General features: G+C 71.7%; 23 protein-coding genes, 1 rRNA gene and 2 pseudogenes. 18 read left to right on the top strand and 8 right to left on the bottom strand.

What is annotated here, in order from left to right; genetic code table 11:
- The first annotated feature begins 226 nt into the window (after positions 1–226).
- Positions 227–559, top strand: coding sequence for a hypothetical protein (locus ACQEVS_RS07180; protein WP_433016762.1), 333 nt, complete (start codon positions 227–229; stop codon positions 557–559).
- On the opposite strand, the gene ACQEVS_RS07175 is transcribed toward ACQEVS_RS07180, so the two are convergent.
- Positions 544–1,233: a FadR/GntR family transcriptional regulator gene (locus tag ACQEVS_RS07175; protein WP_433016759.1), complete on the bottom strand. Its 690-nt coding sequence runs from the start codon at positions 1,231–1,233 to the stop codon at positions 544–546. The genes ACQEVS_RS07180 and ACQEVS_RS07175 overlap by 16 nt on opposite strands.
- Positions 1,234–1,270: 37 nt before the next feature.
- Between ACQEVS_RS07175 and ACQEVS_RS07170 the strand changes: the two genes are divergently transcribed.
- The 4 genes from ACQEVS_RS07170 (at position 1,271) to ACQEVS_RS07155 (ending at position 4,210) form a co-directional block, all read left to right on the top strand.
- Positions 1,271–2,758: a CynX/NimT family MFS transporter gene (locus tag ACQEVS_RS07170; RefSeq protein WP_433016756.1), complete on the top strand. Its 1,488-nt coding sequence runs from the start codon at positions 1,271–1,273 to the stop codon at positions 2,756–2,758.
- Positions 2,759–3,008: 250 nt separating this feature from the next.
- Entirely contained in the window at positions 3,009–3,125 is a 117-nt protein-coding gene (locus ACQEVS_RS07165; RefSeq protein WP_398273580.1) for an SGM_5486 family transporter-associated protein, read from the top strand.
- A 262-nt stretch (positions 3,126–3,387) separates the two neighbouring features.
- The gene (locus ACQEVS_RS07160; protein ID WP_433016753.1) at positions 3,388–3,618 is read left to right on the top strand and encodes a hypothetical protein; all 231 of its coding nucleotides are present in this window, start codon (positions 3,388–3,390) and stop codon (positions 3,616–3,618) included.
- Between the two features lie 73 nt (positions 3,619–3,691).
- The gene (locus ACQEVS_RS07155) at positions 3,692–4,210 is read left to right on the top strand and encodes a SixA phosphatase family protein (protein ID WP_185945801.1); all 519 of its coding nucleotides are present in this window, start codon (positions 3,692–3,694) and stop codon (positions 4,208–4,210) included.
- A gap of 139 nt (positions 4,211–4,349) precedes the next feature.
- Here ACQEVS_RS07155 and serB read toward each other — a convergent pair.
- Together serB and ACQEVS_RS07145 are read right to left on the bottom strand one after the other, a co-directional pair.
- Positions 4,350–5,581 (bottom strand): annotated as a pseudogene (gene serB / locus ACQEVS_RS07150) (phosphoserine phosphatase SerB).
- Between the two features lie 77 nt (positions 5,582–5,658).
- Positions 5,659–7,635 (bottom strand): streptophobe family protein, encoded by a 1,977-nt coding sequence (locus ACQEVS_RS07145; protein ID WP_433016750.1) that lies wholly within the window; start codon positions 7,633–7,635, stop codon positions 5,659–5,661.
- Between the two features lie 244 nt (positions 7,636–7,879).
- On the opposite strand from ACQEVS_RS07145, the gene ACQEVS_RS07140 reads away from it, so the two are divergent.
- Complete coding sequence (locus ACQEVS_RS07140; protein WP_433016747.1) at positions 7,880–10,528, top strand: FHA domain-containing protein; 2,649 nt, start codon at positions 7,880–7,882, stop codon at positions 10,526–10,528.
- A gap of 222 nt (positions 10,529–10,750) precedes the next feature.
- Here ACQEVS_RS07140 and ACQEVS_RS07135 read toward each other — a convergent pair whose 3' ends face one another.
- Positions 10,751–11,467 carry a transglycosylase SLT domain-containing protein gene (locus tag ACQEVS_RS07135; protein WP_433016744.1) on the bottom strand — a complete coding sequence of 239 codons (717 nt, stop codon included), beginning with the start codon at positions 11,465–11,467 and terminating at the stop codon, positions 10,751–10,753.
- A gap of 373 nt (positions 11,468–11,840) precedes the next feature.
- Positions 11,841–12,539: a nitroreductase family protein gene (locus ACQEVS_RS07130; protein WP_433016741.1), complete on the bottom strand. Its 699-nt coding sequence runs from the start codon at positions 12,537–12,539 to the stop codon at positions 11,841–11,843.
- 108 nt (positions 12,540–12,647) lie between these two features.
- On the opposite strand from ACQEVS_RS07130, the pseudogene ACQEVS_RS07125 reads away from it, so the two are divergent.
- From ACQEVS_RS07125 to ACQEVS_RS07110, 4 genes and pseudogenes are all read left to right on the top strand, one after another.
- A pseudogene (locus ACQEVS_RS07125) lies at positions 12,648–13,807 on the top strand (GAF domain-containing sensor histidine kinase).
- Positions 13,800–14,480, top strand: a complete 681-nt coding sequence (locus tag ACQEVS_RS07120; protein ID WP_433016738.1) for a response regulator — start codon at positions 13,800–13,802, stop codon at positions 14,478–14,480. Before ACQEVS_RS07125 ends, ACQEVS_RS07120 begins: the two are co-directional and overlap by 8 nt.
- Positions 14,481–14,649: 169 nt before the next feature.
- Positions 14,650–14,898, top strand: a complete 249-nt coding sequence (locus tag ACQEVS_RS07115) for a chaplin family protein (RefSeq protein ID WP_433016735.1) — start codon at positions 14,650–14,652, stop codon at positions 14,896–14,898.
- 198 nt (positions 14,899–15,096) lie between these two features.
- Positions 15,097–15,351, top strand: coding sequence for a chaplin (locus ACQEVS_RS07110; protein WP_185945792.1), 255 nt, complete (start codon positions 15,097–15,099; stop codon positions 15,349–15,351).
- An 84-nt stretch (positions 15,352–15,435) separates the two neighbouring features.
- On the opposite strand, the gene ACQEVS_RS07105 is transcribed toward ACQEVS_RS07110, so the two are convergent.
- Positions 15,436–16,251, bottom strand: coding sequence for a hypothetical protein (locus ACQEVS_RS07105; RefSeq protein WP_433016731.1), 816 nt, complete (start codon positions 16,249–16,251; stop codon positions 15,436–15,438).
- A gap of 90 nt (positions 16,252–16,341) precedes the next feature.
- Here ACQEVS_RS07105 and ACQEVS_RS07100 point away from each other — a divergent pair, with 90 nt between their 5' ends.
- The 4 genes from ACQEVS_RS07100 to ACQEVS_RS07085 all read left to right on the top strand — a co-directional run bounded on the left by ACQEVS_RS07100 (position 16,342) and on the right by ACQEVS_RS07085 (position 19,742).
- A complete protein-coding gene (locus ACQEVS_RS07100; RefSeq protein ID WP_433016728.1) occupies positions 16,342–17,151 on the top strand; it encodes an ABC transporter ATP-binding protein in 810 nt (269 codons plus the stop codon).
- A gap of 82 nt (positions 17,152–17,233) precedes the next feature.
- Positions 17,234–17,656, top strand: a complete 423-nt coding sequence (locus tag ACQEVS_RS07095; protein WP_433016725.1) for an NfeD family protein — start codon at positions 17,234–17,236, stop codon at positions 17,654–17,656.
- 226 nt (positions 17,657–17,882) lie between these two features.
- The gene (locus ACQEVS_RS07090) at positions 17,883–18,827 is read left to right on the top strand and encodes an SPFH domain-containing protein (protein ID WP_004955485.1); all 945 of its coding nucleotides are present in this window, start codon (positions 17,883–17,885) and stop codon (positions 18,825–18,827) included.
- 138 nt (positions 18,828–18,965) lie between these two features.
- On the top strand, positions 18,966–19,742 hold the full coding sequence (locus tag ACQEVS_RS07085; protein ID WP_433016720.1) for a sulfite exporter TauE/SafE family protein: 777 nt from the start codon (positions 18,966–18,968) through the stop codon (positions 19,740–19,742).
- 51 nt (positions 19,743–19,793) lie between these two features.
- Here the strand turns inward: ACQEVS_RS07085 and ACQEVS_RS07080 are convergent, their stop codons facing one another.
- Both ACQEVS_RS07080 and ACQEVS_RS07075 read right to left on the bottom strand, forming a co-directional pair.
- Positions 19,794–20,300: an HNH endonuclease gene (locus tag ACQEVS_RS07080; RefSeq protein WP_433016717.1), complete on the bottom strand. Its 507-nt coding sequence runs from the start codon at positions 20,298–20,300 to the stop codon at positions 19,794–19,796.
- Between the two features lie 401 nt (positions 20,301–20,701).
- Complete coding sequence (locus ACQEVS_RS07075; RefSeq protein WP_433016714.1) at positions 20,702–21,262, bottom strand: YbhB/YbcL family Raf kinase inhibitor-like protein; 561 nt, start codon at positions 21,260–21,262, stop codon at positions 20,702–20,704.
- 130 nt (positions 21,263–21,392) lie between these two features.
- On the opposite strand from ACQEVS_RS07075, the gene ACQEVS_RS07070 reads away from it, so the two are divergent.
- The 4 genes from ACQEVS_RS07070 to ACQEVS_RS07055 all read left to right on the top strand — a co-directional run bounded on the left by ACQEVS_RS07070 (position 21,393) and on the right by ACQEVS_RS07055 (position 25,157).
- Positions 21,393–21,860 (top strand): ribonuclease domain-containing protein, encoded by a 468-nt coding sequence (locus ACQEVS_RS07070; protein WP_433016711.1) that lies wholly within the window; start codon positions 21,393–21,395, stop codon positions 21,858–21,860.
- On the top strand, positions 21,857–22,300 hold the full coding sequence (locus ACQEVS_RS07065) for a barstar family protein (RefSeq protein WP_433016708.1): 444 nt from the start codon (positions 21,857–21,859) through the stop codon (positions 22,298–22,300). The genes ACQEVS_RS07070 and ACQEVS_RS07065 overlap by 4 nt, the downstream gene beginning before the upstream one ends.
- Before the next feature lie 118 nt (positions 22,301–22,418).
- A complete protein-coding gene (locus ACQEVS_RS07060; RefSeq protein ID WP_433016705.1) occupies positions 22,419–23,081 on the top strand; it encodes a DNA-3-methyladenine glycosylase in 663 nt (220 codons plus the stop codon).
- Positions 23,082–23,631: 550 nt separating this feature from the next.
- Positions 23,632–25,157 (top strand): 16S ribosomal RNA (locus ACQEVS_RS07055).
- The last annotated feature ends 109 nt before the right edge of the window (positions 25,158–25,266 follow it).

Below are 25,266 nucleotides of genomic sequence, written 5' to 3'. Positions count from 1 at the left end.
CAGGGACCGGACCTGCGGCCCTCACGCGTACCCCCTCCAGCCCGTCCGGCGGTTGAGGACAACCGCGCGGAGCGCGGTTGCGGGGGTGCGGGGGCGCAGCCCCGCAAGAAACGGGAAGGGGCGGGGCCGGGGCACGACCCAGGGCCGCCACGCCCCCGAGTCGAGAACCAGGCCGTCCACCCCCACACTGGGAGAACCGCACCACCGCGTGGGAGGAGGTACGGCAGTGATACGCACCGCGATACGCACCGCGGCGAGAGCCGCAGCCCTGCTCCTGATGGCGACGACCCTGGCCGGCCCCAAGCCGGCGGTCGCCGCCCCCGCCCCCCACCAGCAAGCCGAGTGCCACACCCGCATCCGCAACTCCCACGCCACAGCGGACTGCTACAACGGCAACGCCACCCCCGACCACGTGCAGCTCCACCTCCGCTGCGCCCACTGGTGGGACCCGGCCATGGACACGGCCCCCGCGACCGTCGACCCCACCCGTCACGTCACCCTCTCGCAGCGCTGCTGGCTGCGCATACGCGAGGCATGGGTGAGTCACTCCCCGGGCTGACCGCCATGATCGTCCCGCGACACGTACGGGTGCTCACTCGCCTCCGCCGCCGCGGCGACCGCGTCGCCGGCCCGGATCGCCTCGACCAGCCTCCCGTGATCGGTCAGCGCCCGAGGCCGCGGCTCGGCACCGACGTCCGCGCGCAGGAACTTCCGTACGACGAAGCCGAGATCGGCGTAGAGCGCGGCCAGCACCTCGTTGTGCGCGGCGGCGACGACGGCGGTGTGGAACGTGGCGTCGGCCTCGACGAACTCGTCCAGGTCCCCCGACCGCCACGCCTCCGCCCGCCGCTCCAGCAGAAGCTCCAGCTGGTCCAGGTCGGCGTCGGTCCGCCGCTCCGCGGCCAGCGCGGCGGCCTTGGTCTCCAGGGCACTGCGCAACTCGGCGACGTGCCGCGGATCGGCGCGGGCGAAGCGCCGGCCCATCACCCCGGCGAGTTCGCTGGTGGCGACGACGTATGTGCCGGAGCCCTGCCGGATGGTGAGGAGCCCGTTGTGCGCGAGGGCTCGCACGGCCTCCCGGACGGTGTTGCGGGCGACGCCGAGCCGTTCGACGAGCTCCGGCTCGGTGGGGATGCGGGAACCGACCGGCCACTCACCGGAAGTGATCTGCGTCCGCAGTTGTGTGATCACCTGATCGACCAAGGGGGCCTTGTGGGGCGAAGTCAGCGGCATGGCATTCCATTCATCCCATGATTCTATGATTGGCTGTATGACAGGTGCAGCAGCAGGCAAGGAGCCCACGACGGCCACGGCCTCCGACGGGACGCCCCACTCCGACAGGGCCTCCCACCACATCGTGACAGGGCTCGCGCGGGCGGCCGCCTCGCCCTGGCCGCGGCGGTTCCTCGCCCTCGGCCTGGTGCTGGCGGCCTTCAACCTCCGCCCGGCCGTCACCAGCCTCGGTTCCCTCATGGAGGAGGTGCGGGACGGGCTCGGCATGAACGGCACCGTCGCCGGGCTGCTCACCTCCATCCCCTCCCTCTGCTTCGCCGTCCTCGGCCCCGCCGCCCCCCGGCTGGCCCGTCGCTGGGGCCCGGCGGCCGTCGTCTGCGCCGGCCTCGCGGCCATCGCCACCGGACTGGCGCTCCGCCCGTTCGCGGGCGGTGTCGTGGGATTCCTGCTGCTCAGCGCGCTGGCGCTGGCCGGTATCGCGGTGGGCAACGTGCTGATGCCGGTCGTGGTCAAACGCTGGTTCCCGGACCGCGTCGGCCCGATGACGGGCCTGTACTCCATGGCCCTCACCGGCGGCGCGGCCGTCACCGTGGCCAGCACGGTGCCGCTGGCGGACGCGATGGGCGGCGGCTGGCGGCCGGGCCTCGCCGTGTGGGCGCTGCTCGCCCTCGCCGCCGCGCTGCCCTGGGCGGTCATCACCCGCCGGCCGGGCGAACGGCCGGAACGTGCCGTCAAGGAGACCACCGGGGCCGCATCGGAGAAGGAGGCCACCGGGGCCGCATCGGAGAAGCAGGCCACCGAAGTCGCATCGGGGAAGCAGGCCACCGGAGCCGTGCCGGAGGGGGACGGCGCGGTCCTCGCCGAAACGTCCGCCCCGAGCGCCGCCCCGCACGGCGCGCACGCCCCCCTGAGCGCCGACAGCACCGAAGCGCGCACCCCGCGCATCACCAGCAGTCCCACCGCCTGGGCCCTGGCGGTCTTCTTCGGCCTCCAGGCCACCGGCGCCTACATCACCATGGGCTGGATGCCCCAGATCTACCGCGACGCGGGCATCTCGGCCTCGACCGCCGGACTGCTGGCGGCGGTGACGATGCTGATGGGCGTCCCGTTCTCCTTCCTGCTGCCGCGCCTCGCGGCCCGGATGCGGAACCAGGGCCCCCTGGTCGTGGCGCTGGTCGCCTGCGGTCTGGCGGGGTACGCCGGGCTGTGGCTCGCCCCGGTGGGCGGCTCCTGGGCCTGGGCGGTGCTGCTCGGCATCGCCAACAGCTCCTTCCCGCTGGCCCTGACGATGATCGGGATGCGCGCGCGGACCGGCGCCGGCGTCGTCCGGCTGTCCGCCTTCGCCCAGAGCGTCGGATACCTGATCTCCATTCCCGGGCCGCTGCTGGTGGGCCGGCTCTACCAGCAGACCGGCGGCTGGGGGCTCCCGATCGCCCTGCTGGCCGCGCTGATGGTCCCGCAGGCCGTCGCCGGGGTGCTGGCCGGCCGCAACCGGAGCGTCGAGGACGAGTTCCGGCTCCGCTGACCCGGCGCGGAGTCCAGTGCCGACGCCCGACGCCGCTCCCCGGCACCGACACTCGCCTGCCCGCCCGGGGGTGGTGCTCGCGCTCCTGCCCGACACCGACGCCCGCCCCCGGCACCGACGTTTGCCCGCCCGCCCGGCGGTGGAGCTCACGGCCCGGCCCGACGCGGACGCCCGCGCCCCCGCCCGGCGGTGGCGCGCCACGCCCCGACCCCGGTGCCCGGCCGGAGGCGGCGGCTGCGACACTGGTGCCATGCCCGTCCTCGAACCCAACCCCCAGAACGGCCAGAAGACGCTTCTGGTCATCCTCGGCGCGATGCTCGGCATCACCGTCGTCATCGGCATCATCGCGACGATCGCCGCCGGCTGACCATCGCCTGGTCGCCGTCTGATCGCCGTCTGGTCCAAGCCCGATCAGACGGCGATCAAGCCCGACCGTCGGCCGGCACAGGCCGGCCGACTCGTTTTCTTCCTCCACCCACCCCGCCGGGGTGGGGTTAACCCCCGTCCCCTAGGGGGTCCACCTCCGGGAAGAGTGGGTGGCTTCCCGGATGGGATCCCAGGGGTCCCGCTCCGTAGATTCGTAGGGCACCGCGACGCGGCGGTGCACCGAGGCATCCACGGAGGAGAACATGCCCGCCGGCAGGCACACCCGCACCCGAGGCACCGCGCAGACCCGCCTGCCGTGGTGGGCCGCGGTCCTGCCCGCCCTGGCCTTCGCCGCGCTCTTCGCCCTGCTGGCCCTCCCCGTCCCGGAGGCGTCCGCTGCCCCGGCGGCGGCAGCCGACGGGACGGCGTCGCAGAGCCCCGTCGCGCAGGTCGTCCGCGTCGTCCGGCACACCCTGGACGGCTGGATATCGTGAAGCGTTACCCCGAGGAGGGCAAGCCTCCCAACACCCCGCGCCTCACGGCTGGTTTCGTGCGAAGCTGGACGGCATGAGCGCCGACATGACCCGCAGGATCGTCCTCTTCCGCCACGCCAAGGCCGAATGGTCCGACGTCGACGACCACGAGCGACCGCTCGCCGACCGCGGGCGCAAGGACGCTCCCGTCGCGGGCCGCTGGCTCGCCGGCTCGGGTGTCGTCCCCGACCTGACCCTGTGCTCGACAGCGGCCCGCACCCGCGAGACCTGGAAGCTCGCCGTCTCCGAGCTGCCCCAGCGCCCCCGGACGGTGTACGAGGAGCGGCTCTACGAGGCATCGCTCGGCGAGCTGATCGCGCTGCTCAACGAGGTGTCGGACGAGGTGGGCGACCTCGTCGTCGTGGGGCACAACCCGGGCATGCACGCCCTGGCGGACGCCCTGTCGGGCGAGGCCGACGGAGACCTGCTGGCCCGGTTGAACCGCTCGGGGTACCCCACCTCGGCCATCGCGGTGATCAGCTTCACCGGTTCGTGGAAGAGCGTCGAACACGGGGTCGGTCGACTGGTCGCCTTCTGGGCGCCGCACGCCTGACGAGGCCGGAAGAGGTCCCGGACGGGCGAGTGGACGGGCGGGGGAGCGGACAGGTGGGGGAACGGACGGACGGGTGACGCCGACGCGTCACCCGTCACCCATCACTCGTCCCCCGCCATCACTGGTCCCCGCGCCGACGTCACTCGTGCGTGTTCGCCGCCTCGACCTCTTCCCGGGTGACGCCCAGCAGATACAGCACCGTGTCCAGGAACGGCACGTTCACCGCCGTGTGCGCAGCCTCCCGGACCACCGGCTTGGCATTGAACGCGACCCCCAGGCCGGCCGCGTTGAGCATGTCGAGGTCGTTGGCGCCGTCACCGATCGCCACCGTCTGGGAGAGCGGCACCCCGGCCTCGGCGGCGAACCGGCGCAGCAGCCGCGCCTTGCCCGCCCGGTCCACGATCTCGCCGGTGACCCGGCCGGTCAGCCTGCCGTCCACTATCTCCAGGGTGTTGGCCGAGGCGAAGTCCAGCCCCAGCCGCTCCCGCAGGTCGTCGGTGACCTGGGTGAACCCCCGGACACCACGCCCACCTGGAAGCCCAGCCGCTTCAGGGTGCGGATGAGGGTACGGGCGCCGGGCGTCAGCCGCACCTCCGCGCGTACCTTGTCCACCACCGACTCGGGCAGGCCCTCCAGGAGCGCGACCCGCGCGTGCAGCGACTGTTCGAAGTCGAGCTCGCCCCGCATCGCGCGGGCGGTCACCTCGGCCACCTCGGCCTCACAGCCCGCGTGGGCCGCGAACAGCTCGATGACCTCGTCCTGGATCAGCGTCGAGTCGACGTCCATCACCACCAGGCGCTGCGCCCGCCGCTGCAACCCGGCGGCCACGACGGCGACGTCCACCCCGAGCTTCGCCGCCTCTATCGCCAGCGCGGTGCGCAGCGTCTCCGTCCCGGCGCCGGAGACCGCGAACTCCACTGCCGTCACGGGGTACTTGGCGAGGCGGAAGATACGGTCGATGTTGCCGCCGGTGCCGGTGATACGGGCCGCGATGGCGGCCGTGGACTCCGCGGTGAGCGGGTGCCCGAGCACCGTGACATGGGAACGGCCCGTGCCGCGCGGCCTGTTGTCGCCCCGGCCCGAGATGATCTCCGTCTGGAGGTGCATGGCCTCGGCCCAGCTGTGCACCGTCGACCGCAGGCCGCCCTCGGCCGAGGCGCCTCCGGCGGGCGCGGTGACCAGCGCGCACAGGGTGATCCGGCCCCGGGTGACGACCTGTTCGATGTCCACGACGTCGACCGCGTAGGCGGCGAGGGTGTCGAAGAGGCCGGCGGTGATGCCCGGCCGGTCCTTCCCGAAGATCTTGACGAGGAGAGTGGGCACGTCGTCACCGGCGGCGGGGGTGACGGGCGGGGGCAACGGTGCGCTCATGGTCCTTCTACCGTATCCGGTGCCCGTGAGGTGGTCGCAGGGGGAGGCGGCCGGCGGGATGACTATTCACCGCGTGGCTACCGCCGCGGTGGCCGTCCGTCCGGTCCCGGCCACCCCCGGGGTGCGGGCGGCGGAGGCGGCGGTGGCGGGGGCGGGCTCCCGTACGGGCGGCGGGGACGCTCCTGCGGCGGCCCCGGCCGAGGGCCGCGCCGCGCGCCGGGAGAGGAACCGGAATCGGGGCCGGGCGCCGCAGGCCCGGTCGAGGTGGTGGCCGAGGGGTCGACCCGCGGGCCCGGCCCGGAGCCCGGCGGAGTGCCCGGCCGGGGTTCGGGCCGCGGGCGCAGATAGGGATTGGTCTCGTCCCGCGCCGGACGGTAACCGGGCGACGGCCGGTGCGGCCCGGGCACGTCCCCGGCCGCCCCGCCGGCCGGACTGCCCGCCGCCCCGCCGGCCGCGTTCCCGCGTTCCCCGCCGCCAGGGCTCCCCGGCGCCCCGCCGGACGGATGCCCGTACCCGGACCCGTCGTACCCGGACCCGTCGTACCCGGACCCGTCGTACCCGGACCCGTCGTACCCGGACCCGTCGTACCCCGCGCCTGCCCGTCCCCTGCCTCCCCTTCCTCCCTGTCCCCACCCGTCTCCTCCCCCTCGCCCTCCCTGCCCCTCGCGTCCTTCTCGTCCTTCCCGCGCGAACGCCACGGCCCCCCGCCCCGCCGCCCCCGTGGCACACGCGAGCAACCCGCCCACCGTCCCGGCCGCCAGGCCCCACGCCGCCCCGAGGACCGCCGCGAGGAGTCCGTTCCCCCGCAGGTCGAGCCCGGCGCCCACCGCGTCGACGCCCAGCACCGTCAGCCCGGCGTCGGCCTTCACCCGCGTCGCCAGGACGAGCAGCGGCAGCGCCGCGGCCGTCACCGCGCCCAGCGCGAGGCCGCACCGGCCGGCGTACGCGACCGCGCTCCGCGCTCCCCGGGGCGTCCGGACCGCCGTGAGCACCCCGGCCAGGAGCAGGGCGACCGCGCAGGCGACCGACAGCAGCCACACCCGCCCGTCGTACTCCGCCAGCCGGCCCACCGTGACCGGCCGGTCGGTGCCGCCGGCCAGCAGGTCGTCGAGCGGGGAGGGGAGGACCTGCGTCAGGGTTCCCGAGGCCCGGCCGTGCCAGGGGACGAAGAGGCCCAGCGGAACCCCGAGCCACACCCCGTTCGGCGCGCCGAGCAGCGCGCCGCCGGCCACCCGCCGGGGATGGTCGTCGCCGGCCACCGCGACCAGCGCCGCCGCCCACCCGGCGGCGACGGTCAGGACGAGGACGCCGCACAGCGCCGAGGCCGCCGGCCGTACCGTCCGGTGGAGGGCGCCGGCGCCGCGCGGCAGCGGGGACCGGCGCGCGGCGAGTACGGCGATCAGCAGCACGGCCGCCACCCAGAGCGCGCCGCCCAGCAGGGAGGGCCCGGTCCGTACCGAGAAGCCGACGTCCGCCTTGGCCTTGGCGAGGTCGGCCAGCCCTTGGGCGAGCCCCCCGCCGATGTCCCCGATGTCGCCGACACCGGGGATATCCAGCTTCGGGAGTTTCGGGCCGCCCGCCGAGTCGCCGAGGCCGAGTCCTTCCCCCTGGAAGGTGAGGGTGGACGAGCCGGCCCAGGCCAGCCCGCCGAGCAGCAGCAGGAACACCGAGGCCACCGCCCCGGCGCGGAGGGCGAGTTCACGGCCGCCGACCACCGGTCCCGCCGCTCGCAGCGACCGGGCGAACGACCAGCCGAGCACCAGCGCCCCCACCAGGCTCACACCCAGCGGCGTGAGCTCGATGGCGGTGTGCGCGTCGGCGCCCTTGACCCCGAACGCCTCCAGCGCCCCCGACGGCGCGACGGACCCGCCGACCGCGAGAACGGTCACCGCGGCCGTCATCGGCCCCAGCTCCCCGGCCGCGTCCGCGCCCAGGAGGTGCAGTCCCAGCGCCGCCACCCCCGCCATGGCGAGGAAGGCCCACCCGACCCCCGCCACAGCGAAAACGATCATGTGGACGCCCCGCGCCGGGCGCCGTCCGCTGGTGATGGTCATCACGGCCCCCCGGTCCGTCGCCGCCCCGGCCCCCGGCCCCGGGGACGAGCGACTCCCGGGCGGCCGTGGGTGATTACCACTCTCCGGTGGTGTTTCCGGCCCGTCAACGGCGCTCGGAAAGCGGGGGGCGCCAATCCCCGACTTTCGATCGGGGGACTGTGCCTGAAATAGTTCCTCCCGATGTTCGCCATCCCTAGACTCCCTGTGCAGGGGGTACATCGGGGGACAAGTAGTGGGGCATGGAGTGCCTGAACTCGTACTGGAATTGAATGGACAGACCTGGACGCTCGATCCGTCCCGGTCGTACACCCTCGGACGCGATCCGCAGGGCGACATGGTGCTGGAGGACGCCAGGGTCTCGTGGCGCCACGCCATCGTCCGTTGGAACGGCCGCAGTTGGGTGCTCGAGGACCAGGGCAGCACCAACGGCACCTATGCGCAGGGGCAGCGGGTCCACCAGGTGGAGATCGGCCCCGGCTCGGTCGTCCACCTGGGCAACGCGACCGACGGCCCGCGGCTGAGCGCCGCCGGTGCCGCCGCGCCGCCCGCCGGCGATCTCTACAGCGCGCAGACCGCGCTGGCGGCCCAGCCCGGTCACGCGGCCCAGCCCGGTCACGCGGCGCCGGCGCCGCAGCAGCAGGCCCCCGGCATGTGGCAGCAGCCCCCGCACGGCGGACCCCAGCAGTATCAGCAGCACCCGCAGCAATACCAGCAGCCCCACGGCGGCTGGCAGCAGCCGCAGGCCGCCGCCCAGGCGCCCTGGCAGCAGGCTCAGCAGGCGCAACAAGCCCCGCAGCCGCAGCAGGCCCAGCCGCACATCCCGCACCAGGCGTCCTCGCCGGAGCAGGGCCGGCCGCCCCAGGGCGCGGGGGCCGGCGCCCCGCCCGTCCACGGCGACCGCAGCCCGACCACCTTCCACCAGCTCGCCCAGGGCCGCGTGATGCGCATCGGCCGTGCCCTGGAGAACGAGCTGGTCGTCGCCGACCTCCAGGTCTCCCGCTACCACGCCGAGTTCCGGGCCACCCCCGACGGCCGCTTCGAGATCGTCGACCTGGGCAGCCACAACGGCACCTACGTCAACGGCCAGCCGGTCCGCCAGCAGGTCATCGGCCCGCAGGACATCGTCGGCGTCGGTCACTCCACGTTCCGGCTCGTCGGCGACCGGCTGGAGGAGTTCGTCGACACCGGCGACGTCTCCTTCTCGGCCCGCCACCTGACCGTCACCGTGGACGGCGGCAAGCAGATCCTCAAGGACGTCTCCTTCGGCGTCCCCGAGAAGTCGCTGATCGCCGTCATCGGCCCGTCGGGCTCCGGCAAGTCCACCCTGCTCAAGGCGCTGACCGGCTACCGGCCCGCCAACCAGGGCGACGTCCTCTACGACAACCGGAACCTGTACAAGCAGTTCGCCGAGCTGCGGCAGCGCATCGGTCTGGTCCCGCAGGACGACATCCTGCACAAGGAGCTCACCGTCCGGAAGGCGCTCCGCTACGCCGCGAAGCTCCGCTTCCCCGGCGACACCGCGCCCGCCGAGCGCGAGGCCCGCATCGACGAGGTGCTCCGCGAGCTCAAGCTCGACATCCACAAGGACAAGAAGGTCACCTCCCTCTCCGGCGGCCAGCGCAAGCGCGTCTCCGTCGCCCTGGAGCTGCTGACCAAGCCCTCGCTGATCTTCCTGGACGAGCCCACCTCGGGCCTCGACCCGGGCATGGACCGCGATGTGATGCAGCTGCTGCGCGGCCTCGCGGACGACGGCCGTACGGTCCTGGTCGTCACCCACTCCGTCGCCGAGCTGGCCCTCTGCGACAAGCTGCTGGTCATGGCGCCCGGCGGTTCCGTCGCCTACTTCGGCCCGCCGGAGGAGGCGCTCAACTTCTTCGGCTACGACACCTGGGCGGACGTCTTCTCCGCCTTCGAGAACTACCGCGACTACGACTGGGCGGGCCGCTGGAAGGGCTCGCAGCACTACCAGATGTACGCCGCGGACATCGACGCCGTCGCCCCGCAGTCGGTGCACGTCCAGCCGCAGATGGTCCGTCCGCACAAGGCCCAGAGCTGGGGCTCCCAGCTGTGGACGCTGATGCGCCGCTACGTCTCGGTCATCGCCTCCGACCGCGGCTTCATGGGCCTGATGCTGATCCTGCCCGCGGTCCTCGGCGGGGTGAGCTGTGTGATCCCGTCCGACTTCGGGCTCTCGGCGCCCCCCAAGGGCCACAATCAGGACGCCGGCACGATCATGCTGATCCTCGCGGTCGGCATGTGCTTCTCCGGAGCCGCCAACTCCGTCCGTGAGCTCATCAAGGAACGGGTGATCTACGAACGGGAACGGGCGGTCGGCCTCTCCCGGTCCGCCTACCTGATGTCCAAGGTCATCGTGCTGGGCGCGATCACCGCGCTGCAGGGCGTGATCATCTGCGCCATCGGCTTCTCCGTCCGGAAGCTGCCCACCGAGGGCCTCATCCTCAAGGCGCTCCCGGCCGCCGAGCTCTGCCTGGTCATCATCGCGCTGGGCTTCACGTCCATGATGATCGGCCTGGTGATCTCCTCCCTGGTGAAGACCGCGGAGAAGACCATGCCGCTGCTGGTGATGTTCGCGATCGTCCAGGTCGTCTTCACCGGCATCATGTTCAAGGTCTACGACGCCCCGGGCGTCGAGCAGGTCGCCTGGCTGATGCCCTCCCGCTGGGCCATCGGCGCCGCAGGCGCCACCCTGGACCTCTCCCACCTCATGGCCCCCTTCGACAAGAACGACCCGAACAACCTCGACCCGCTCTGGGCGCACACCGTCTCCCAGTGGGGCATCGACCTGTTCGTCCTTCTCGCGCTCGGCGTCGCCTGCGGCTTCGCGGTCGCCCGGCTGCTGCGCCGGCACGAACCCGAGGTCATGCGCAAGTAGCGCGGAAACGCGTCAGGGGAAACGCCTCGGAGGAAACACCCCGGGGAAACAGCCCGGAGGAAACAGCCCGGAGAAAACGTCCGGAGGAGAAGCGGCCGGAAGGAAAACGGCCGTAAACCAGAAAAGCCCGCCGCGAATTGCGGCGGCAAAAAGGGCGGTGGCACCCGGGAAACCGGATGCCACCGCCCTTTCGCGTGGCTCTTCGGGACGTCAGCCCCCGGCTCAGTAGGCCGAGTTGACGTTGTCCATGGAGCCGTAGACCTTGGCCGCGTAGTTGCAGGCGGCGGTGATGTTGGCGACCGGGTCGTAGATGTCCCAGGAGGTGCCGTCGACGTGGTACGCCTTGAAGGTCGGGTCGATCACCTGGAGCAGGCCCTTGGAGGGGATGCCCGCCGCGGCGTTCGAGTCCCAGTTGTTGATGGCCTGCGGGTTGCCCGTCGACTCCCGCATGATGTTGCGGTAGATGCCGTCGTAGCTGCCCGGGATGCCCTTGGCCTTCATGATGTCCAGGGCCTCGCGGATCCAGCCGTCGAGGTTGTTGGCGTACGCCTTCGGGGCCGGGGCGGCGGGCGCGGCCGGCGCGGCCTTGACCGGCTGGCGCGCGGCGGACCGGCTCGCGGCCGCCTTCTCGGCGCGCTCCTTCTCCGCCTTGGCCTTCGCCTCCGCGGCGGCCTTCTGCTGGGCCTCCGCCTCCGCGCGGGCCTGGCCGGCGGCGGTGTCGGACTGCTTCACCAGCTCGTCGCGCTGGGTCTCGGTGCCGAACGCCTTGGCGTTCCACGCGACGGGCTTCACGCCGACCGCGGCCTGCTGCTCACCCTGGGTGGAGCCGCCCGGGACGACGGCGAGCGCCACTGCCGCCACGCCGGCCGCGGCGATGCCCGCGGCGGAGAACTTGTGGACCTTGGTGAGACGGCTATAGCCGGAGATGGTGGAGCGCATGACTGTGCTGAACCTCTTCCAATCGCGTGAGTCGCAGTGGCCCGGATCGGCGCGGATGAAGCGCCGTTTCTCGATCTACGGCGCCCTGCGACGGGGCAATTGTTAGCGGCTGCAAAATGCGCTGGCAAAGGTGTGACGTACTATCCGACTTCGTTGTCGGCACTTCCGGCGCGGGCCGCCCGAAAGCGTCCCGCGCCCGCTCAGCACCCCTCTTACGGCGGTTTTACGTCTCCACTACCGGATGTCGTAGGTGATGTGCGTCCTATGCGCGGCGTCACACCGCGCAGCGCCCGCTCACACTCCGTGTGATCACGTCCGTACGGTGTGTACCGGGTTTTCGCGCGCCCTCCCGGGACCGCTCCTGCCCGGTGGATCAGAACTCAATCAAGACCTGGTCCAGACTCTTCCGCACCAGGTCCGGAACCTGGCAGTCGTCCGCCGGATACCCCACCGGGATCACCGCGAACGCCTTCTCGTTCACCGGCCGCCCGAGCACCTCCCCCAGGAACCGCATCGGACTCGGCGTGTGCACCAGCGCCGCCAGCCCCGACAGGTGCAGCGCCGACAGCAGCATCCCGACCGCGATGCCCACCGACTCGTCCACGTAGTAGTGCTTGCGCCGTTCCCCGTCCGCCCCCAGCCAGTACCGCTGCTGGAAAACGACGATCAGCGCCGGCGCGTCCGTCAGATGCGGCTTCACCTCGTCCGTGCCCAGCGGCCGCAGCGCCGCCAGCCACTCCTCGCCGAGCCGCCCGGCGTAGGAGACGCGCTCCTCCTCCTCGGCCGCCGCCCGGATCCGCGCCCGTATCTCGGGATCCTTGACCAGGACGAACGTCCACGGCTGCTGGTGCGCCCCGGACGGCGCCGTGGCCGCGCACGCGATGGCGTCCCGCACCACGCGCTCCGGCACCGGGTCGGCCGAGAACCGGCGCACGGTCCTGCGGTCCGCCATCCGCTCCCGCAGCTCCGCGGCGCGGGCGAGCGACTCCTCGGCGGGCATCCGCGCGGGCCGGTACGGGACCGGCCGGTAGGGCTCGCCATGGGTGGGTGTCCACTGCACAGAGGTCGACATGGACCGAGTCTGGCGGGGACAGGGCCTTCCGGCCTAGGCCCCGGGGCCCACGTACCGGCCACCGGCGGACCGATCCGCCGCCGGATCACCGCCGGTTACGGTGGCCGCATGAGTCAAGGCCCCCGCTCCGGCCTGCCCGCCGTGAGCACCGCGATCCTCGCGATGAGCAGACACCTGGAAGTCCGCGACGTCCTCAAGACCATCGTCGTCTCCGCCCGCGAGCTGCTCGGTGCCCGGTACGCCGCCCTCGGGGTGCCGGACGACCACGGCGGCTTCGCCCAGTTCGTCGTCGACGGCGTCAGCGAGGAGGAGTGGAAGGCCATCGGCCCGCTGCCCCGCCAGCACGGCATCCTCGCCGCGATGCTCCAGGAGAAGACCCCGCAGCGGCTGCCCGACGTCCGCCGGGACCCGCGCTTCGGCGGCTGGCCCGACGCCCACCCCGACATGTCCGACTTCATCGGCATGCCGATCGCCGACGGCGACGAGAACCTCGGCGTCCTCTTCCTCGCCAACAAGGTCGACAAGGAAGGGACGCGGAACTGCCCCCGGGCGGCTGCGCCTTCACCGACGAGGACGAGGAGCTCCTCTCCGTCCTCGCCCAGCACGCCGCCATCGCCCTGACCAACGCCCGGCTCTACGAGCGCAGCCGCGAGCTGACCATCGCCGGGGAGCGTGCACGCCTCGCCCACGAGCTGCACGACGCCGTGGCGCAGAAGCTGTTCTCGCTGCGCCTCACCGCCCAGGCCGCCACCGCACTGGTGGACCGTGACCCGGCCCGCGCCAAGGACGAGCTCCAGCAGGTCGCCCGGCTCGCCGCCGAGGCCACCGACGAGCTGCGCGCCGCCGTCGTCGAGCTGCGCCCGGCCGGGCTGGACGAGGACGGGCTCGTCGCCACCCTGCGCACCCAGGTCAAGGTGCTCGACCGGGCGCACGCCGCACACGTCTCCTTCACCTCCCACGGGATGCGGGCCCTGCCGGCCGCCCAGGAGGAGGCGCTGCTGCGGGTCGCCCAGGAGGCCCTGCACAACGCGCTGCGCCACTCCGGGGCCGCGCAGGTCGACGTCACCCTCGCCCGCCGGGGCCAGGGCGCCGTGCTGCGGGTGGCCGACGACGGAAGCGGATTCGACCCCTCCGCGGTCCGGCGGGCCGGCCGGCATCTCGGCCTGGTCTCCATGCGCGACCGGGCCAACGGGGTCGGCGGCAGGCTGAACGTGGACTCGGAGCCCGGCGAGGGCACCGCGATCGAGATGGAGGTGCCCGGTGGCTGAAGAGGCCCGGCAGGGGAAACAGGGGACCGCGAGCGGCCGGACGATCCGGGTGCTGCTGGTCGACGACCACCAGGTGGTCCGCAAGGGGCTGCGCACCTTCCTGGAGATCCAGGACGACATCGAGGTCGTCGGGGAGGCGGGCGACGGCGCCGAGGGCGTGGCACGCGCCGAGGAGCTGAGCCCCGACGTGATCCTCATGGACGTGAAGATGCCCGGCACGGACGGCATCGAGGCGCTGCGCAGGCTGCGTGCCCTGGACAGCCCGGCCCGGGTGCTGGTCGTCACCAGCTTCACCGAGCAGCGCACGGTGATCCCGGCGCTGAAGGCCGGAGCCGCGGGCTATGTGTACAAGGACGTGGATCCCGACGCGCTCGCCGGTGCCATCCGGTCCGTGCACGCCGGGCACGTCCTCCTCCAGTCGGAGGTGGCGGGGGCGCTGCTGGCGCAGGAGGACACGGGCGGGTCCCAGGGCCGGGGCAACGCGCTGACCGAGCGGGAGCGGGAGGTCCTCGCCCTGATCGCCGACGGCCGGTCCAACCGGGAGATCGCGCGGGCGCTGGTGCTGTCCGAGAAGACGGTCAAGACGCACGTCTCCAACATCCTGATGAAGCTCGACCTCGCCGACCGCACTCAGGCGGCCCTCTGGGCGGTCCGGCACGGCATCGGCGACTGACCGCGCCGTCCGGGAGCGGCGCGTCCACCGGAACGTCGCATTCCGACCGTCGATTCATGCGGTCGTGTGATTGTCGGGAGACCGCAGAAACCCGTTGGGCGGCGGCCCGTTGTCATGACGTAGCCACGGCGGATGGCCGTGGCAGCGTTCCAGGAAGGTCAGACCAAGAGTGAAGAACATGAAGAAGGCCGCTGCCGTCACGATCGCGGCCGGCGGTCTCGCCCTCGCCGGTGCCGGCATCGCGTCGGCCCACGGGGGAGCCCCGGCCGCCGCCGGCATCGCGAAGAACAGCCCCGGCGTCGTCTCCGGCAACGTCGTCCAGGTGCCGGTCAGCGTCCCGGTGAACCTCTGCAGCAACACGGTCAGCGTGATCGGTTCGATGAACCCCACCCACGGCAACCTCTGCGTCAACGAGTAACCGACGGGTGACGGACGGCGCCGTTCCCGGCGCTTCCGGACGGCCGGTCCCGCCGCGGTGGGACCGGCTCTGAAGGGTGATCAATCGTCCGAATGAGGGCAAACTCCACGATCGGCGTGCCGTCGGCGGAGTGGTGACGTTCATCAGGGCGCGACTCCGTCACCGGGGCCGCGAGGTCACCAGCAAAGGAAGCCACCCATGAACAGTGCCAAAAAGGCCGCCCTCGTTCTGGCCGCGGCCGGCGTATCCGTCGGCGCTTCTGTCGGCACCGCAGTCGCGCACGACAGCGACGGCGCCACCGCCCACGGCATCGCCAAGGGCTCGCCCGGCGTCATCTCGGGCAACGTCATCCAGATCCCCCTGGACGTCCCGATCAACGCCTGCGGCAACACGGTCGACATCCTGCTCGGGATCCTGAACCCGACGTTCGGGAACGTCTGCGTCGTCAAGTGACGCTCCGGAAGGCCCCGCGAACCGCACGGTTCGCGGGGCCTCCCCCTGTCCCGGCCACGGCCGGTCAGGCCCGTCCCGCCCCGGCTACGGCCGGTCGCGCTCCCGCCGCTCCACGGGCGCGTTGTACGCCGCCACCAGGGCCCGGCGGGCCGTCCGTTCCACCGGCCGCAGCGCCGCCGCCCGGGCCGCGATACCCGACGCGCTCATCGCCCCGCCGTGCTCATGACTCCCGGCGTCCCCCGTCCCGTACGCCAGGCCGACCAGCGCGGCCACCCGCTGCGCGAGCTCCAGCACCCGCGCCGCGCGCTGCGGATATCCGGGGGCCAGGATCGCGCGGTCCCGTTCGGCCCGCGCCCGGTAGGCCTCCAGCGCGGCCCGGGCCACCGGGCCCGATCCCGCCACGTCGAGCCGTGTCAGCACCTCGGTCGCCTCGCGCAGCGCCTCGGCCAGCTCCCGTTCCGCCTCGCCGAGCGACGGCACGTCGGCGGGCGGCGCGTCCCGCACCGGCGAGCAGCGCCAGACGACCTCCACGTGCAGGTCGGCGGCGTCCGGCCCGGACCCCGCCGCCCGTACCGCGGGCACCAGCCCCACCCCCGCCTCCGGGGCCAGGACGGCCTCCTCCGCCTCCAGGGCGAGCGCGTTGAACTCCGGCGGCCCGCTCAGCCCCAGCGGATGCCCCGGCACCGGCAGCGCCAGCCGCAGCCCGGTGGCCCCCAGCGCACGCAGCCGGCCCAGCGCCAGCGTCAGCCCCACCGGGCCGGACTCGCCCGGCAGGCCGGTCACCCGGTGGATCGCGTCACTCCCCGTGATGTGGTGCGCAGCGTCATCAGGTGAGACATAACCGGCAAGAAGGGCGTTTCCCCAGGCGGTGAACCGCCCCGATCGATGTTCGTCGAGCATGGGCCCCAGCCTAGGGATCGGCGATGACGGCCGGTGGCGTAGGTTTTCCCTGGGGGCTGCGCCGACAGGCGCCAGCGACGACGAACTGCAATGGGAGACAACGCGCTCATGAGCGATGTGCTGGAACTGGTGGACGTATCCGTGGTCCGCGAGGGCCGGGCTCTGGTGGACCAGGTCTCCTGGTCGGTCAAGGAGGGGGAGCGCTGGGTCATCCTCGGCCCCAACGGCGCGGGCAAGACCACCCTCCTGAATGTCGCCTCCAGCTACCTGTTCCCGACCAAGGGCACCGCCCGCATCCTCGGCGAGAAGCTCGGCGCCGTGGACGTCTTCGAACTGCGCCCGCGCATCGGCATCGCCGGCATCGGCCTGGCCGACAAGCTGCCGCGCAGCCAGACCGTCCTGCAGACGGTGCTCACCGCCGCCTACGGCATGACGGCCACCTGGCACGAGGACTACGAGTCCGTCGACGAGCAGCGCGCCCGCGCCTTCCTCGACGTCCTCGGCATGACCGAGTACCTGGACCGCAAGTTCGGCACCCTCTCCGAGGGCGAGCGCAAGCGCACCCTCATCGCCCGCGCGATGATGATCGACCCCGAGCTGCTGATGCTGGACGAGCCCGCCGCGGGCCTCGACCTCGGCGGCCGCGAGGACCTGGTGCGCCGCCTCGGCCGGCTCGCCCGCGACCCGCTCGCGCCCTCCATGATCATGGTCACCCACCACGTCGAGGAGATCGCCCCGGGCTTCACTCACGTCCTGATGATCCGTCAGGGCAAGGTGCTCGCCGCCGGCCCCATCGAGCTCGAACTCACCTCGCGCAACCTGTCGAAGTGCTTCGGCCTCCCGCTGGTCGTCGAGAGCCGCGGCGACCGCTGGACCGCCCACGGCCTGCCGCTGTCCTGACCCGGCCGGAAGTGCCGGTCCTCCCGTCCGGGGGACCGAGGAGCCCTGTCGGTGACCCCGTCCACGCGCCTACCATGACCATGTGAACACATGGGCGTGGTGGCTCGTGGCCGCCGTCGGTCTGGGTATCCCCCTGGTCGTCACCGCGATGCCGGAGTTCGGCATGCTGGCGATCGGGGCCGTCGCCGCCTCCGTCACCGACGCCCTCGGTGGCGGCACGGTGCTGCAGTTCATCGTCTTCGCCGTCGTCTCCGTCGCCCTGATCGCCGTGGTCCGGCCGATCGCCAACCGGCAGCGCACCGGCCGCCCCGCCCACGCTTCCGGCGTGGAAGCCCTGAAGGGGCGCCAGGCGATCGTCCTGGAACGGGTGGACGGCCGGGGCGGACGCATCAAGCTGGCGGGCGAGATCTGGTCGGCCCGCTCCCTCGACGGCGAGCGGACCTTCGAGGCGGGCGAGCAGGTGGACGTCGTCGACATCGACGGCGCGACGGCGGTGGTCATGTGAGACGGCCGCCCGGTGGGCCCGGTGAAGGCGCCGCGCAGGCAATGGCCGTACGGGCAGTGGCCGTACGGCGGCCGGCGGCCGTCCGCGGTGGAGGGGGAGCGGCGATGTGATCGATCCCGGTCCGGCGCCTGCGCCGCACCGCCGGTTCTGACAGACTCCCTCAACACGCGGATCCCGTCCGAGCGACGGCCGGCCGACCCACGAGAAAGGCACGAGGAGCCACGACATGGCGATCATCATCGTCCTGATCATCCTGGTGGTGCTCGTCTTCATCGCCCTCATGAAGACGGTGCAGGTGATCCCACAGGCCAGCGCCGCCATCGTCGAGCGCTTCGGCCGCTACACCCGCACGCTCAACGCCGGCCTCAACATCGTCGTCCCGTTCATCGACTCGATCCGCAACCGCATCGACCTCCGCGAACAGGTCGTCCCGTTCCCCCCGCAGCCGGTCATCACCCAGGACAACCTCGTCGTCAACATCGACACCGTCATCTACTACCAGGTGACCGACGCGCGCGCCGCGACCTACGAGGTGTCCAGCTTCATCCAGGCCATCGAGCAGCTCACCGTCACCACCCTGCGCAACATCATCGGCGGCATGGACCTGGAGCGGACCCTCACCTCCCGTGAGGAGATCAACGCGGCGCTGCGCGGCGTCCTCGACGAGGCGACCGGCAAGTGGGGCATCCGCGTCAACCGCGTCGAGCTCAAGGCGATCGAACCGCCCACCTCCATCCAGGACTCGATGGAGAAGCAGATGCGCGCCGACCGGGACAAGCGCGCCGCCATCCTCACCGCCGAGGGCATCCGCCAGTCCCAGATCCTCACCGCCGAGGGCGAGAAGCAGTCCGCGATCCTCCGCGCCGAGGGCGAGGCCAAGGCCGCCGCGCTCCGCGCCGAGGGCGAGGCCCAGGCCATCCGCACGGTCTTCGAGTCCATCCACGCCGGCGACCCCGACGAGAAGCTGCTCTCCTACCAGTACCTCCAGATGCTCCCGAAGATCGCCGAGGGCGACGCCAACAAGCTCTGGATCGTGCCCAGCGAGATCGGCGACGCCCTCAAGGGCCTCAGCGGTGCCGTCGGCAACTTCGGCCCCATGGGCGGCGGCGGGGGCGGAAAGTCCGCCGGTGCCAAGGAGAGCCCGCGCCGCGAACAGCCCCCGATCGACTGACGCCACGCGCCCCGCGCACGTACTGCCTCCCGCACGGAACGGCCCCCGCGATCATCGCCTCAGCGGCCGTTCTCGTGCATGATCGGTGCGGCCCCCCGACCTCTGACGGCGGGGAGGCGACTTACCGATCCTAAGGAGATGGCCTTGTCCATCTGGGAAGCACTCGCGGTCTTCGCGGCCGGCATAGGAGCCGGCACCATCAACGCCATCGTCGGCTCCGGAACCCTGTTCACCTTCCCGGTGCTCCTCGCCACCGGGCTGCCGCCGGTCACCGCCAACGTCTCCAACACCCTGGGCCTCGTCACCGGCAACATCAGCGGCGCCGTCGGCTACCGCCGCGAACTCCGGGACCAGCGCGGCCGGATCGTCCGCTTCGGCCTCGTCGCCCTCGCCGGCGGCCTCACCGGAGCGGCCCTGCTGCTCACCCTGCCGTCGAAGGCGTTCGACGCGATCGTCCCCGCCCTCATCGCCCTGGCGCTGGTCCTCGTCGTCCTCCAGCCCCGCCTCGCCCGCGCCCTCGCCCGGCGCCGCAACCGCACCGGCACCCGCCCGCACGCCGACGGCGGCGCGGCCCTCCTCCTCGGCCTGCTCCTCGCCAGCGCCTACGGCGGCTACTTCGGCGCGGCCCAGGGCGTCCTGTACCTCTCCCTGATGGGCCTGCTCCTCGACGACGACCTCCAGCGCGTCAACGCGCTGAAGAACGTCCTCGGCGTCGTCGTCAACGGCGTCGCCGCCCTCTTCTTCCTCTTCGTCGCCCACATCGACTGGACGGCCGTCGTGCTGATCGCCGTCGGCTCCACCCTGGGCGGCCAGCTGGGCGCCCGCGTCGCCCGCCGCCTGCGGCCGCAGGTGCTGCGCGGCGTCATTGTGGTGGTGGGCGTCGTCGCCATCACGCAACTGCTGCTGCGGAAGTAGCGGCGACGCCGAGGGGCACCCCGCGAGACGGCCCCCCTCGGCCTCGCGCGCCTAGGCGGCGGGGACCGCCGGCCAGTCCGGCAGCCGCTCCCCGTCGTACGCCCCCACCGACAGCAACAGCGCGTCGGACGGCGTCGGTTCGAAGGGGCGCCGCAGCAGCCGCATCCCCGCCTGCTCCGGCGTCCGGTCCGCCTTGCGGTGGTTGTCCTCGGCACAGGCGGCGACGGTGTTCAGCCAGGTGTCCCCGCCGCCCCGGGACCGCGGCACCACATGGTCCACGGTCGTGGCCCGCCGCCCGCAGTACGCGCACCGGTGCCGGTCACGCACCAGCACCCCCCGACGGGACCACGGCGCACGTCTTCGGAACGGCACCCGTACGTACCGGCGCAACCTGATCACTTGGGGCGCCGGCAGCTCCATCGCGGACGAATGGAGACGCAGACCGGGGCGGGCCAGTTCCACAACGGCCTTGTCCTGCAGGACGAGCACCACCGCACGCCGCAGCGACACCGTCGCCAGCGGCTCGAAGCTCGCGTTCAGGACCAGCGTCTCCCGCATTCCGTTCCACCTCCCGGCCGTCACCCCGCCCCGGTGGCGGAGATGACCCAACTGTGCCGGGAGGACCGGAACGCGACAACGCAATTTCCGCCGGTGAAAAGGGAGTTGTCACAGCACGGGCAAGGGAGGCGGACGGGGACGCTCCGGGCCCTTCCCCCGTGTCGAAACCGGGCCCGGAGCGTACGGCAGCGGACGCGGCCGCTCCGGGCCCACGCCCGGAACTCCGGCAGACGGCCGGCGCGGAACGCGCTCGAGCCCTCCCCGCCACTGCGGTGCCCACTGCCCGACGGCCGCATGCGAAGCCGTCGGCCCCCACCACTGTGGGGGCCGCGCCGGCCACCGCGCAACGGATTTTCCGGCCGCCCGGGCAGGACGGCCGCCATCGGGACGGCGGCGCGCGATCAGCCGTTCGCCGGCGTCTCGTGCTCACCGATCAGCTGCGCCCGGGCCAGCGTGTGGAAGCGCAGGTTGAAGCCGACGACGGCGGGGGAGGCGTCCGCGTCGGGCCCCAGCTTCTCCTGGTCCACGGCGTACACGGTGAAGACGTAACGGTGCGGACCGTCCCCGGGCGGCGGCGCCGCACCGCCGAAGTCACGCGTCCCGTAGTCGTTCCGGACGTGCACGGCACCCGCGGGCAGCCCCTTCATGTCACCGCCGCCCGCACCGGCCGGCAGCTCGGTGACGTCCGCCGGGATGTCGAACAGCACCCAGTGCCAGAAGCCGCTGCCCGTCGGCGCGTCCGGGTCGAAGCACGTGACGGCGAAGCTCTTGGTCCCCTCCGGGAACCCCTCCCACCGCAGGTGCGGCGAGCGGTTGGCGCCGCTGAAGGTCTGCGCCTCGGCGAGCCGGGCCCCCGGCCGGACGTCGTCGCTCACCACGGTGAACGAGGGCACGGGCGGCAGGAAATCGTGGGGGAGCGGCGGGCGGCCCTGCTCAGGGGACGCGGACGACACGTCTGACACGGTGACACCTCCGGAAACGCGCGGATACGTGAAATCGCCAGCCTAACGAGGCGCGGGCGGTCCGGGCTGAGACCATAAGGCGCGTGCTTCGACGTGTGTTCCGACAGGTGGCCCGCCACCTGTCACGACGATGCGGACGACGACCGTCCGGCCGTGCCCTGCGCACCCTGACGGCCCTCCTTGCCGCCCTGCCCCTGTTCCTCCTCCCCGCCTGCTCGTCCGGCAGCCACGGCAAAACCGGAAAAGCGACGACATCGCCCCAAGGCTCCGCCGGCGACGGCACCCGGGGCGCCGGCCCGACGCCCGCCTGGGCCAAGGGCATGAAGACCGTCACCCCGGACAGACTTCCCCCGAGGCCCGGCGCACCCTGGAACTCATCGCGAAGGGAGGCCCCTTCCCGTACCCCAAGGACGGCACCGTCTTCGGCAACTACGAGAACCGGCTGCCCAAGCAGCAGCGCGGGTACTACCACGAGTACACCGTCCCGACCCCGGACGCGCGCAACCGCGGCGCCCGCCGCATCGTCACCGGCGGCCACTCCGAGCGCTACTACACCGGCGATCACTACAAGTCATTCGAAGCGGTGGTGCAACCATGACGACCGGCACGGCCGGCGCACTCCCCGCCCCGGGGATTCCCGGCCTCCTCGACGGCACCGTCCCGCCGGCCCTGTACCGGCTGCCCGACACCGAGTCCCCCTCCCACGCGGTGAAACTCGCCGCCGAGGCCGGCTGGCACGCCGCGCGCCTCGGCCTCCGGGACGTCGACGGCAAGGCGGCCTTCCTCGACCGCTGCGCCGCCGACCTGGGCTTCCCCGGCTGGTTCGGCCACAACTGGGACGCCCTGGCCGACTGCCTCACGGACCTCTCCTGGTGGCGCAAGGACGGCGACCCCCGCGGCTTCCTGCTCCTGGCGGAGGACTGGGACGCCTTCCGGAAGGCAGCCCCGGACTCGGCGGCGACGGCATCGACGATCCTCGACGACGCGGTCGCGTTCTGGCGCGGCCGGGAGACTCCGATGGCGGTCCTGTTGACGTGACGGCCGGGGCCGGGGGAGGCCGCGAGGGGAGGGGCGCGTCCGGCCCGCCGCCCCGACCCGGCCGGACGGCACCGCTCCGACCGGCACTTACCCGTCCGGTCCAGTACCCTCGGCCCGCATGTCCTCCTCCGACCACCGCACCCCGCTCGCCCGCACCTTCTTCGACCGCCCCGTACTGGAGGTCGCACCCGATCTGCTCGGGCGCACCCTCGTCCGTACGAGCCCCGACGGGCCGATCGAGCTCCGCATCACCGAGGTGGAGGCGTACGCGGGGGAGGTGGACCCCGGCTCGCACGCCTACCGGGGCCGGACGGAGCGCAACGCGTCCATGTTCGGCCCGCCGGGCCACGCGTACGTGTACTTCATCTACGGCATGTGGTTCAGCCTCAACCTGGTCTGCGGCCCCGAGGGCACGGCCAGCGGTGTCCTGCTTCGCGCCGGCGAGATCCTCACCGGCCAGGAGCTGGCCCGCGCCCGCCGCCCGAAGTCGCGCAACGACCGCGACCTCGCCCAGGGCCCGGCCCGCCTCGCGACCGCCCTGGACGTCGACCGCACCCTGAACGGCACCGACATCTGCGCCGGCCCCGAGGCCCCCCTCTCCGTCCTCCAGGGCACCCCGGCCCTCACCGACCACATCAGCAACGGCCCCCGGACGGGCGTCGGCGGCGAGGGCGCCGTCCACCCCTGGCGCTTCTGGATCGACGGCGACCCGACCGTGAGCCCCTACCGGGCCCACGTCCCCCGCAACCGCGGCAAGAACCGCGCGACCAGCGACGTCTGACGAACCGGGAGCCGGTGCTTGACTCCGGCCGACCGAGCGCCTAACGTAGCCCGAGCCGCTGGAGACGGGGGCAGCGCCATGGGCGTCTGCACCGGTGAGCGGCACAACCACTACTGACGAGGGATCCCCGAAGGGGTCTTGTTTCTGTTGCGCTTTTGCGTGCCGGATTCGGACTTCACGGCTCGATTTGAGAGCCGGCGGGAAATTCCGCTAAAGTGGTGGACACCCCGCCAACAGGGGATCGGATTTCGAATCCGGGCCGGAAACGGAACGGAAAAGGATCTGGTAAGGTTGGAAACACCGAAGGGAAGCGCCCGGAGGAAAGCCTGAGAGAGTCTCTCGGGTGAGTACAAAGGAAGCGTCCGTTCCTTGAGAACTCAACAGCGTGCCAAAAGTCAACGCCAGACTATAAAACAACCCCGTCCATGGATCCTTGTGGTCCTGGATGAGGTTCCTTTGAAAAACACAGCGAGGACGCTGTGAACGACCGGGCCTATTCCGCCTGGTCGTTCCGCTCAACGCGAGTGTTGAACCCGATTACGGGTACACATTCACGGAGAGTTTGATCCTGGCTCAGGACGAACGCTGGCGGCGTGCTTAACACATGCAAGTCGAACGATGAACCTCCTTCGGGAGGGGATTAGTGGCGAACGGGTGAGTAACACGTGGGCAATCTGCCCTGCACTCTGGGACAAGCCCTGGAAACGGGGTCTAATACCGGATACGACTACTGAGCGCATGCTCGGTGGTGGAAAGCTCCGGCGGTGCAGGATGAGCCCGCGGCCTATCAGCTTGTTGGTGGGGTGATGGCCTACCAAGGCGACGACGGGTAGCCGGCCTGAGAGGGCGACCGGCCACACTGGGACTGAGACACGGCCCAGACTCCTACGGGAGGCAGCAGTGGGGAATATTGCACAATGGGCGAAAGCCTGATGCAGCGACGCCGCGTGAGGGATGACGGCCTTCGGGTTGTAAACCTCTTTCAGCAGGGAAGAAGCGAAAGTGACGGTACCTGCAGAAGAAGCGCCGGCTAACTACGTGCCAGCAGCCGCGGTAATACGTAGGGCGCAAGCGTTGTCCGGAATTATTGGGCGTAAAGAGCTCGTAGGCGGCTTGTCGCGTCGGATGTGAAAGCCCGGGGCTTAACCCCGGGTCTGCATTCGATACGGGCAGGCTAGAGTTCGGTAGGGGAGATCGGAATTCCTGGTGTAGCGGTGAAATGCGCAGATATCAGGAGGAACACCGGTGGCGAAGGCGGATCTCTGGGCCGATACTGACGCTGAGGAGCGAAAGCGTGGGGAGCGAACAGGATTAGATACCCTGGTAGTCCACGCCGTAAACGTTGGGAACTAGGTGTGGGCGACATTCCACGTCGTCCGTGCCGCAGCTAACGCATTAAGTTCCCCGCCTGGGGAGTACGGCCGCAAGGCTAAAACTCAAAGGAATTGACGGGGGCCCGCACAAGCAGCGGAGCATGTGGCTTAATTCGACGCAACGCGAAGAACCTTACCAAGGCTTGACATACACCGGAAAGCGCTAGAGATAGTGCCCCCCTTGTGGTCGGTGTACAGGTGGTGCATGGCTGTCGTCAGCTCGTGTCGTGAGATGTTGGGTTAAGTCCCGCAACGAGCGCAACCCTTGTTCTGTGTTGCCAGCATGCCTTTCGGGGTGATGGGGACTCACAGGAGACTGCCGGGGTCAACTCGGAGGAAGGTGGGGACGACGTCAAGTCATCATGCCCCTTATGTCTTGGGCTGCACACGTGCTACAATGGCCGGTACAATGAGCTGCGATACCGTGAGGTGGAGCGAATCTCAAAAAGCCGGTCTCAGTTCGGATTGGGGTCTGCAACTCGACCCCATGAAGTTGGAGTTGCTAGTAATCGCAGATCAGCATTGCTGCGGTGAATACGTTCCCGGGCCTTGTACACACCGCCCGTCACGTCACGAAAGTCGGTAACACCCGAAGCCGGTGGCCCAACCCTTGTGGAGGGAGCCGTCGAAGGTGGGACTGGCGATTGGGACGAAGTCGTAACAAGGTAGCCGTACCGGAAGGTGCGGCTGGATCACCTCCTTTCTAAGGAGCACATAGCCGACTACGAGCGAATGACTCGTACGGTTGCTCATGGGTGGAACGTTGACTATTCGGCACGATCGGTGAGAGGTCACTAGTACTGCTTCGGCGT

It is taken from the genome of Streptomyces sp. CA-181903, from assembly GCF_050937075.1.
Classification (GTDB): Bacteria; Actinomycetota; Actinomycetes; order Streptomycetales; family Streptomycetaceae; genus Streptomyces.
The sequence above is the reverse complement of the archived record's forward strand: the minus strand, read 5'-3'. Positions and strand labels throughout refer to the sequence as shown.

Coding starts and splice junctions, on each gene's coding strand:
- ACQEVS_RS07070 (WP_433016711.1), top strand. CDS start 21,393: ATGCGGACGACGACCGTCCGGCCGTGCCCTGCGCACCCTGACGGCCCT.
- ACQEVS_RS07100 (WP_433016728.1), top strand. CDS start 16,342: ATGGGAGACAACGCGCTCATGAGCGATGTGCTGGAACTGGTGGACGTA.
- ACQEVS_RS07080 (WP_433016717.1), bottom strand. CDS start 20,300: ATGCGGGAGACGCTGGTCCTGAACGCGAGCTTCGAGCCGCTGGCGACG.
- ACQEVS_RS07060 (WP_433016705.1), top strand. CDS start 22,419: ATGTCCTCCTCCGACCACCGCACCCCGCTCGCCCGCACCTTCTTCGAC.
- ACQEVS_RS07135 (WP_433016744.1), bottom strand. CDS start 11,467: ATGCGCTCCACCATCTCCGGCTATAGCCGTCTCACCAAGGTCCACAAG.
- ACQEVS_RS07155 (WP_185945801.1), top strand. CDS start 3,692: ATGAGCGCCGACATGACCCGCAGGATCGTCCTCTTCCGCCACGCCAAG.
- ACQEVS_RS07090 (WP_004955485.1), top strand. CDS start 17,883: ATGGCGATCATCATCGTCCTGATCATCCTGGTGGTGCTCGTCTTCATC.
- ACQEVS_RS07165 (WP_398273580.1), top strand. CDS start 3,009: ATGCCCGTCCTCGAACCCAACCCCCAGAACGGCCAGAAGACGCTTCTG.
- ACQEVS_RS07085 (WP_433016720.1), top strand. CDS start 18,966: ATGGCCTTGTCCATCTGGGAAGCACTCGCGGTCTTCGCGGCCGGCATA.
- ACQEVS_RS07110 (WP_185945792.1), top strand. CDS start 15,097: ATGAACAGTGCCAAAAAGGCCGCCCTCGTTCTGGCCGCGGCCGGCGTA.
- ACQEVS_RS07170 (WP_433016756.1), top strand. CDS start 1,271: ATGACAGGTGCAGCAGCAGGCAAGGAGCCCACGACGGCCACGGCCTCC.
- ACQEVS_RS07160 (WP_433016753.1), top strand. CDS start 3,388: ATGCCCGCCGGCAGGCACACCCGCACCCGAGGCACCGCGCAGACCCGC.
- ACQEVS_RS07145 (WP_433016750.1), bottom strand. CDS start 7,635: ATGACCATCACCAGCGGACGGCGCCCGGCGCGGGGCGTCCACATGATC.
- ACQEVS_RS07130 (WP_433016741.1), bottom strand. CDS start 12,539: ATGTCGACCTCTGTGCAGTGGACACCCACCCATGGCGAGCCCTACCGG.
- ACQEVS_RS07065 (WP_433016708.1), top strand. CDS start 21,857: ATGACGACCGGCACGGCCGGCGCACTCCCCGCCCCGGGGATTCCCGGC.
- ACQEVS_RS07105 (WP_433016731.1), bottom strand. CDS start 16,251: ATGCTCGACGAACATCGATCGGGGCGGTTCACCGCCTGGGGAAACGCC.
- ACQEVS_RS07175 (WP_433016759.1), bottom strand. CDS start 1,233: ATGCCGCTGACTTCGCCCCACAAGGCCCCCTTGGTCGATCAGGTGATC.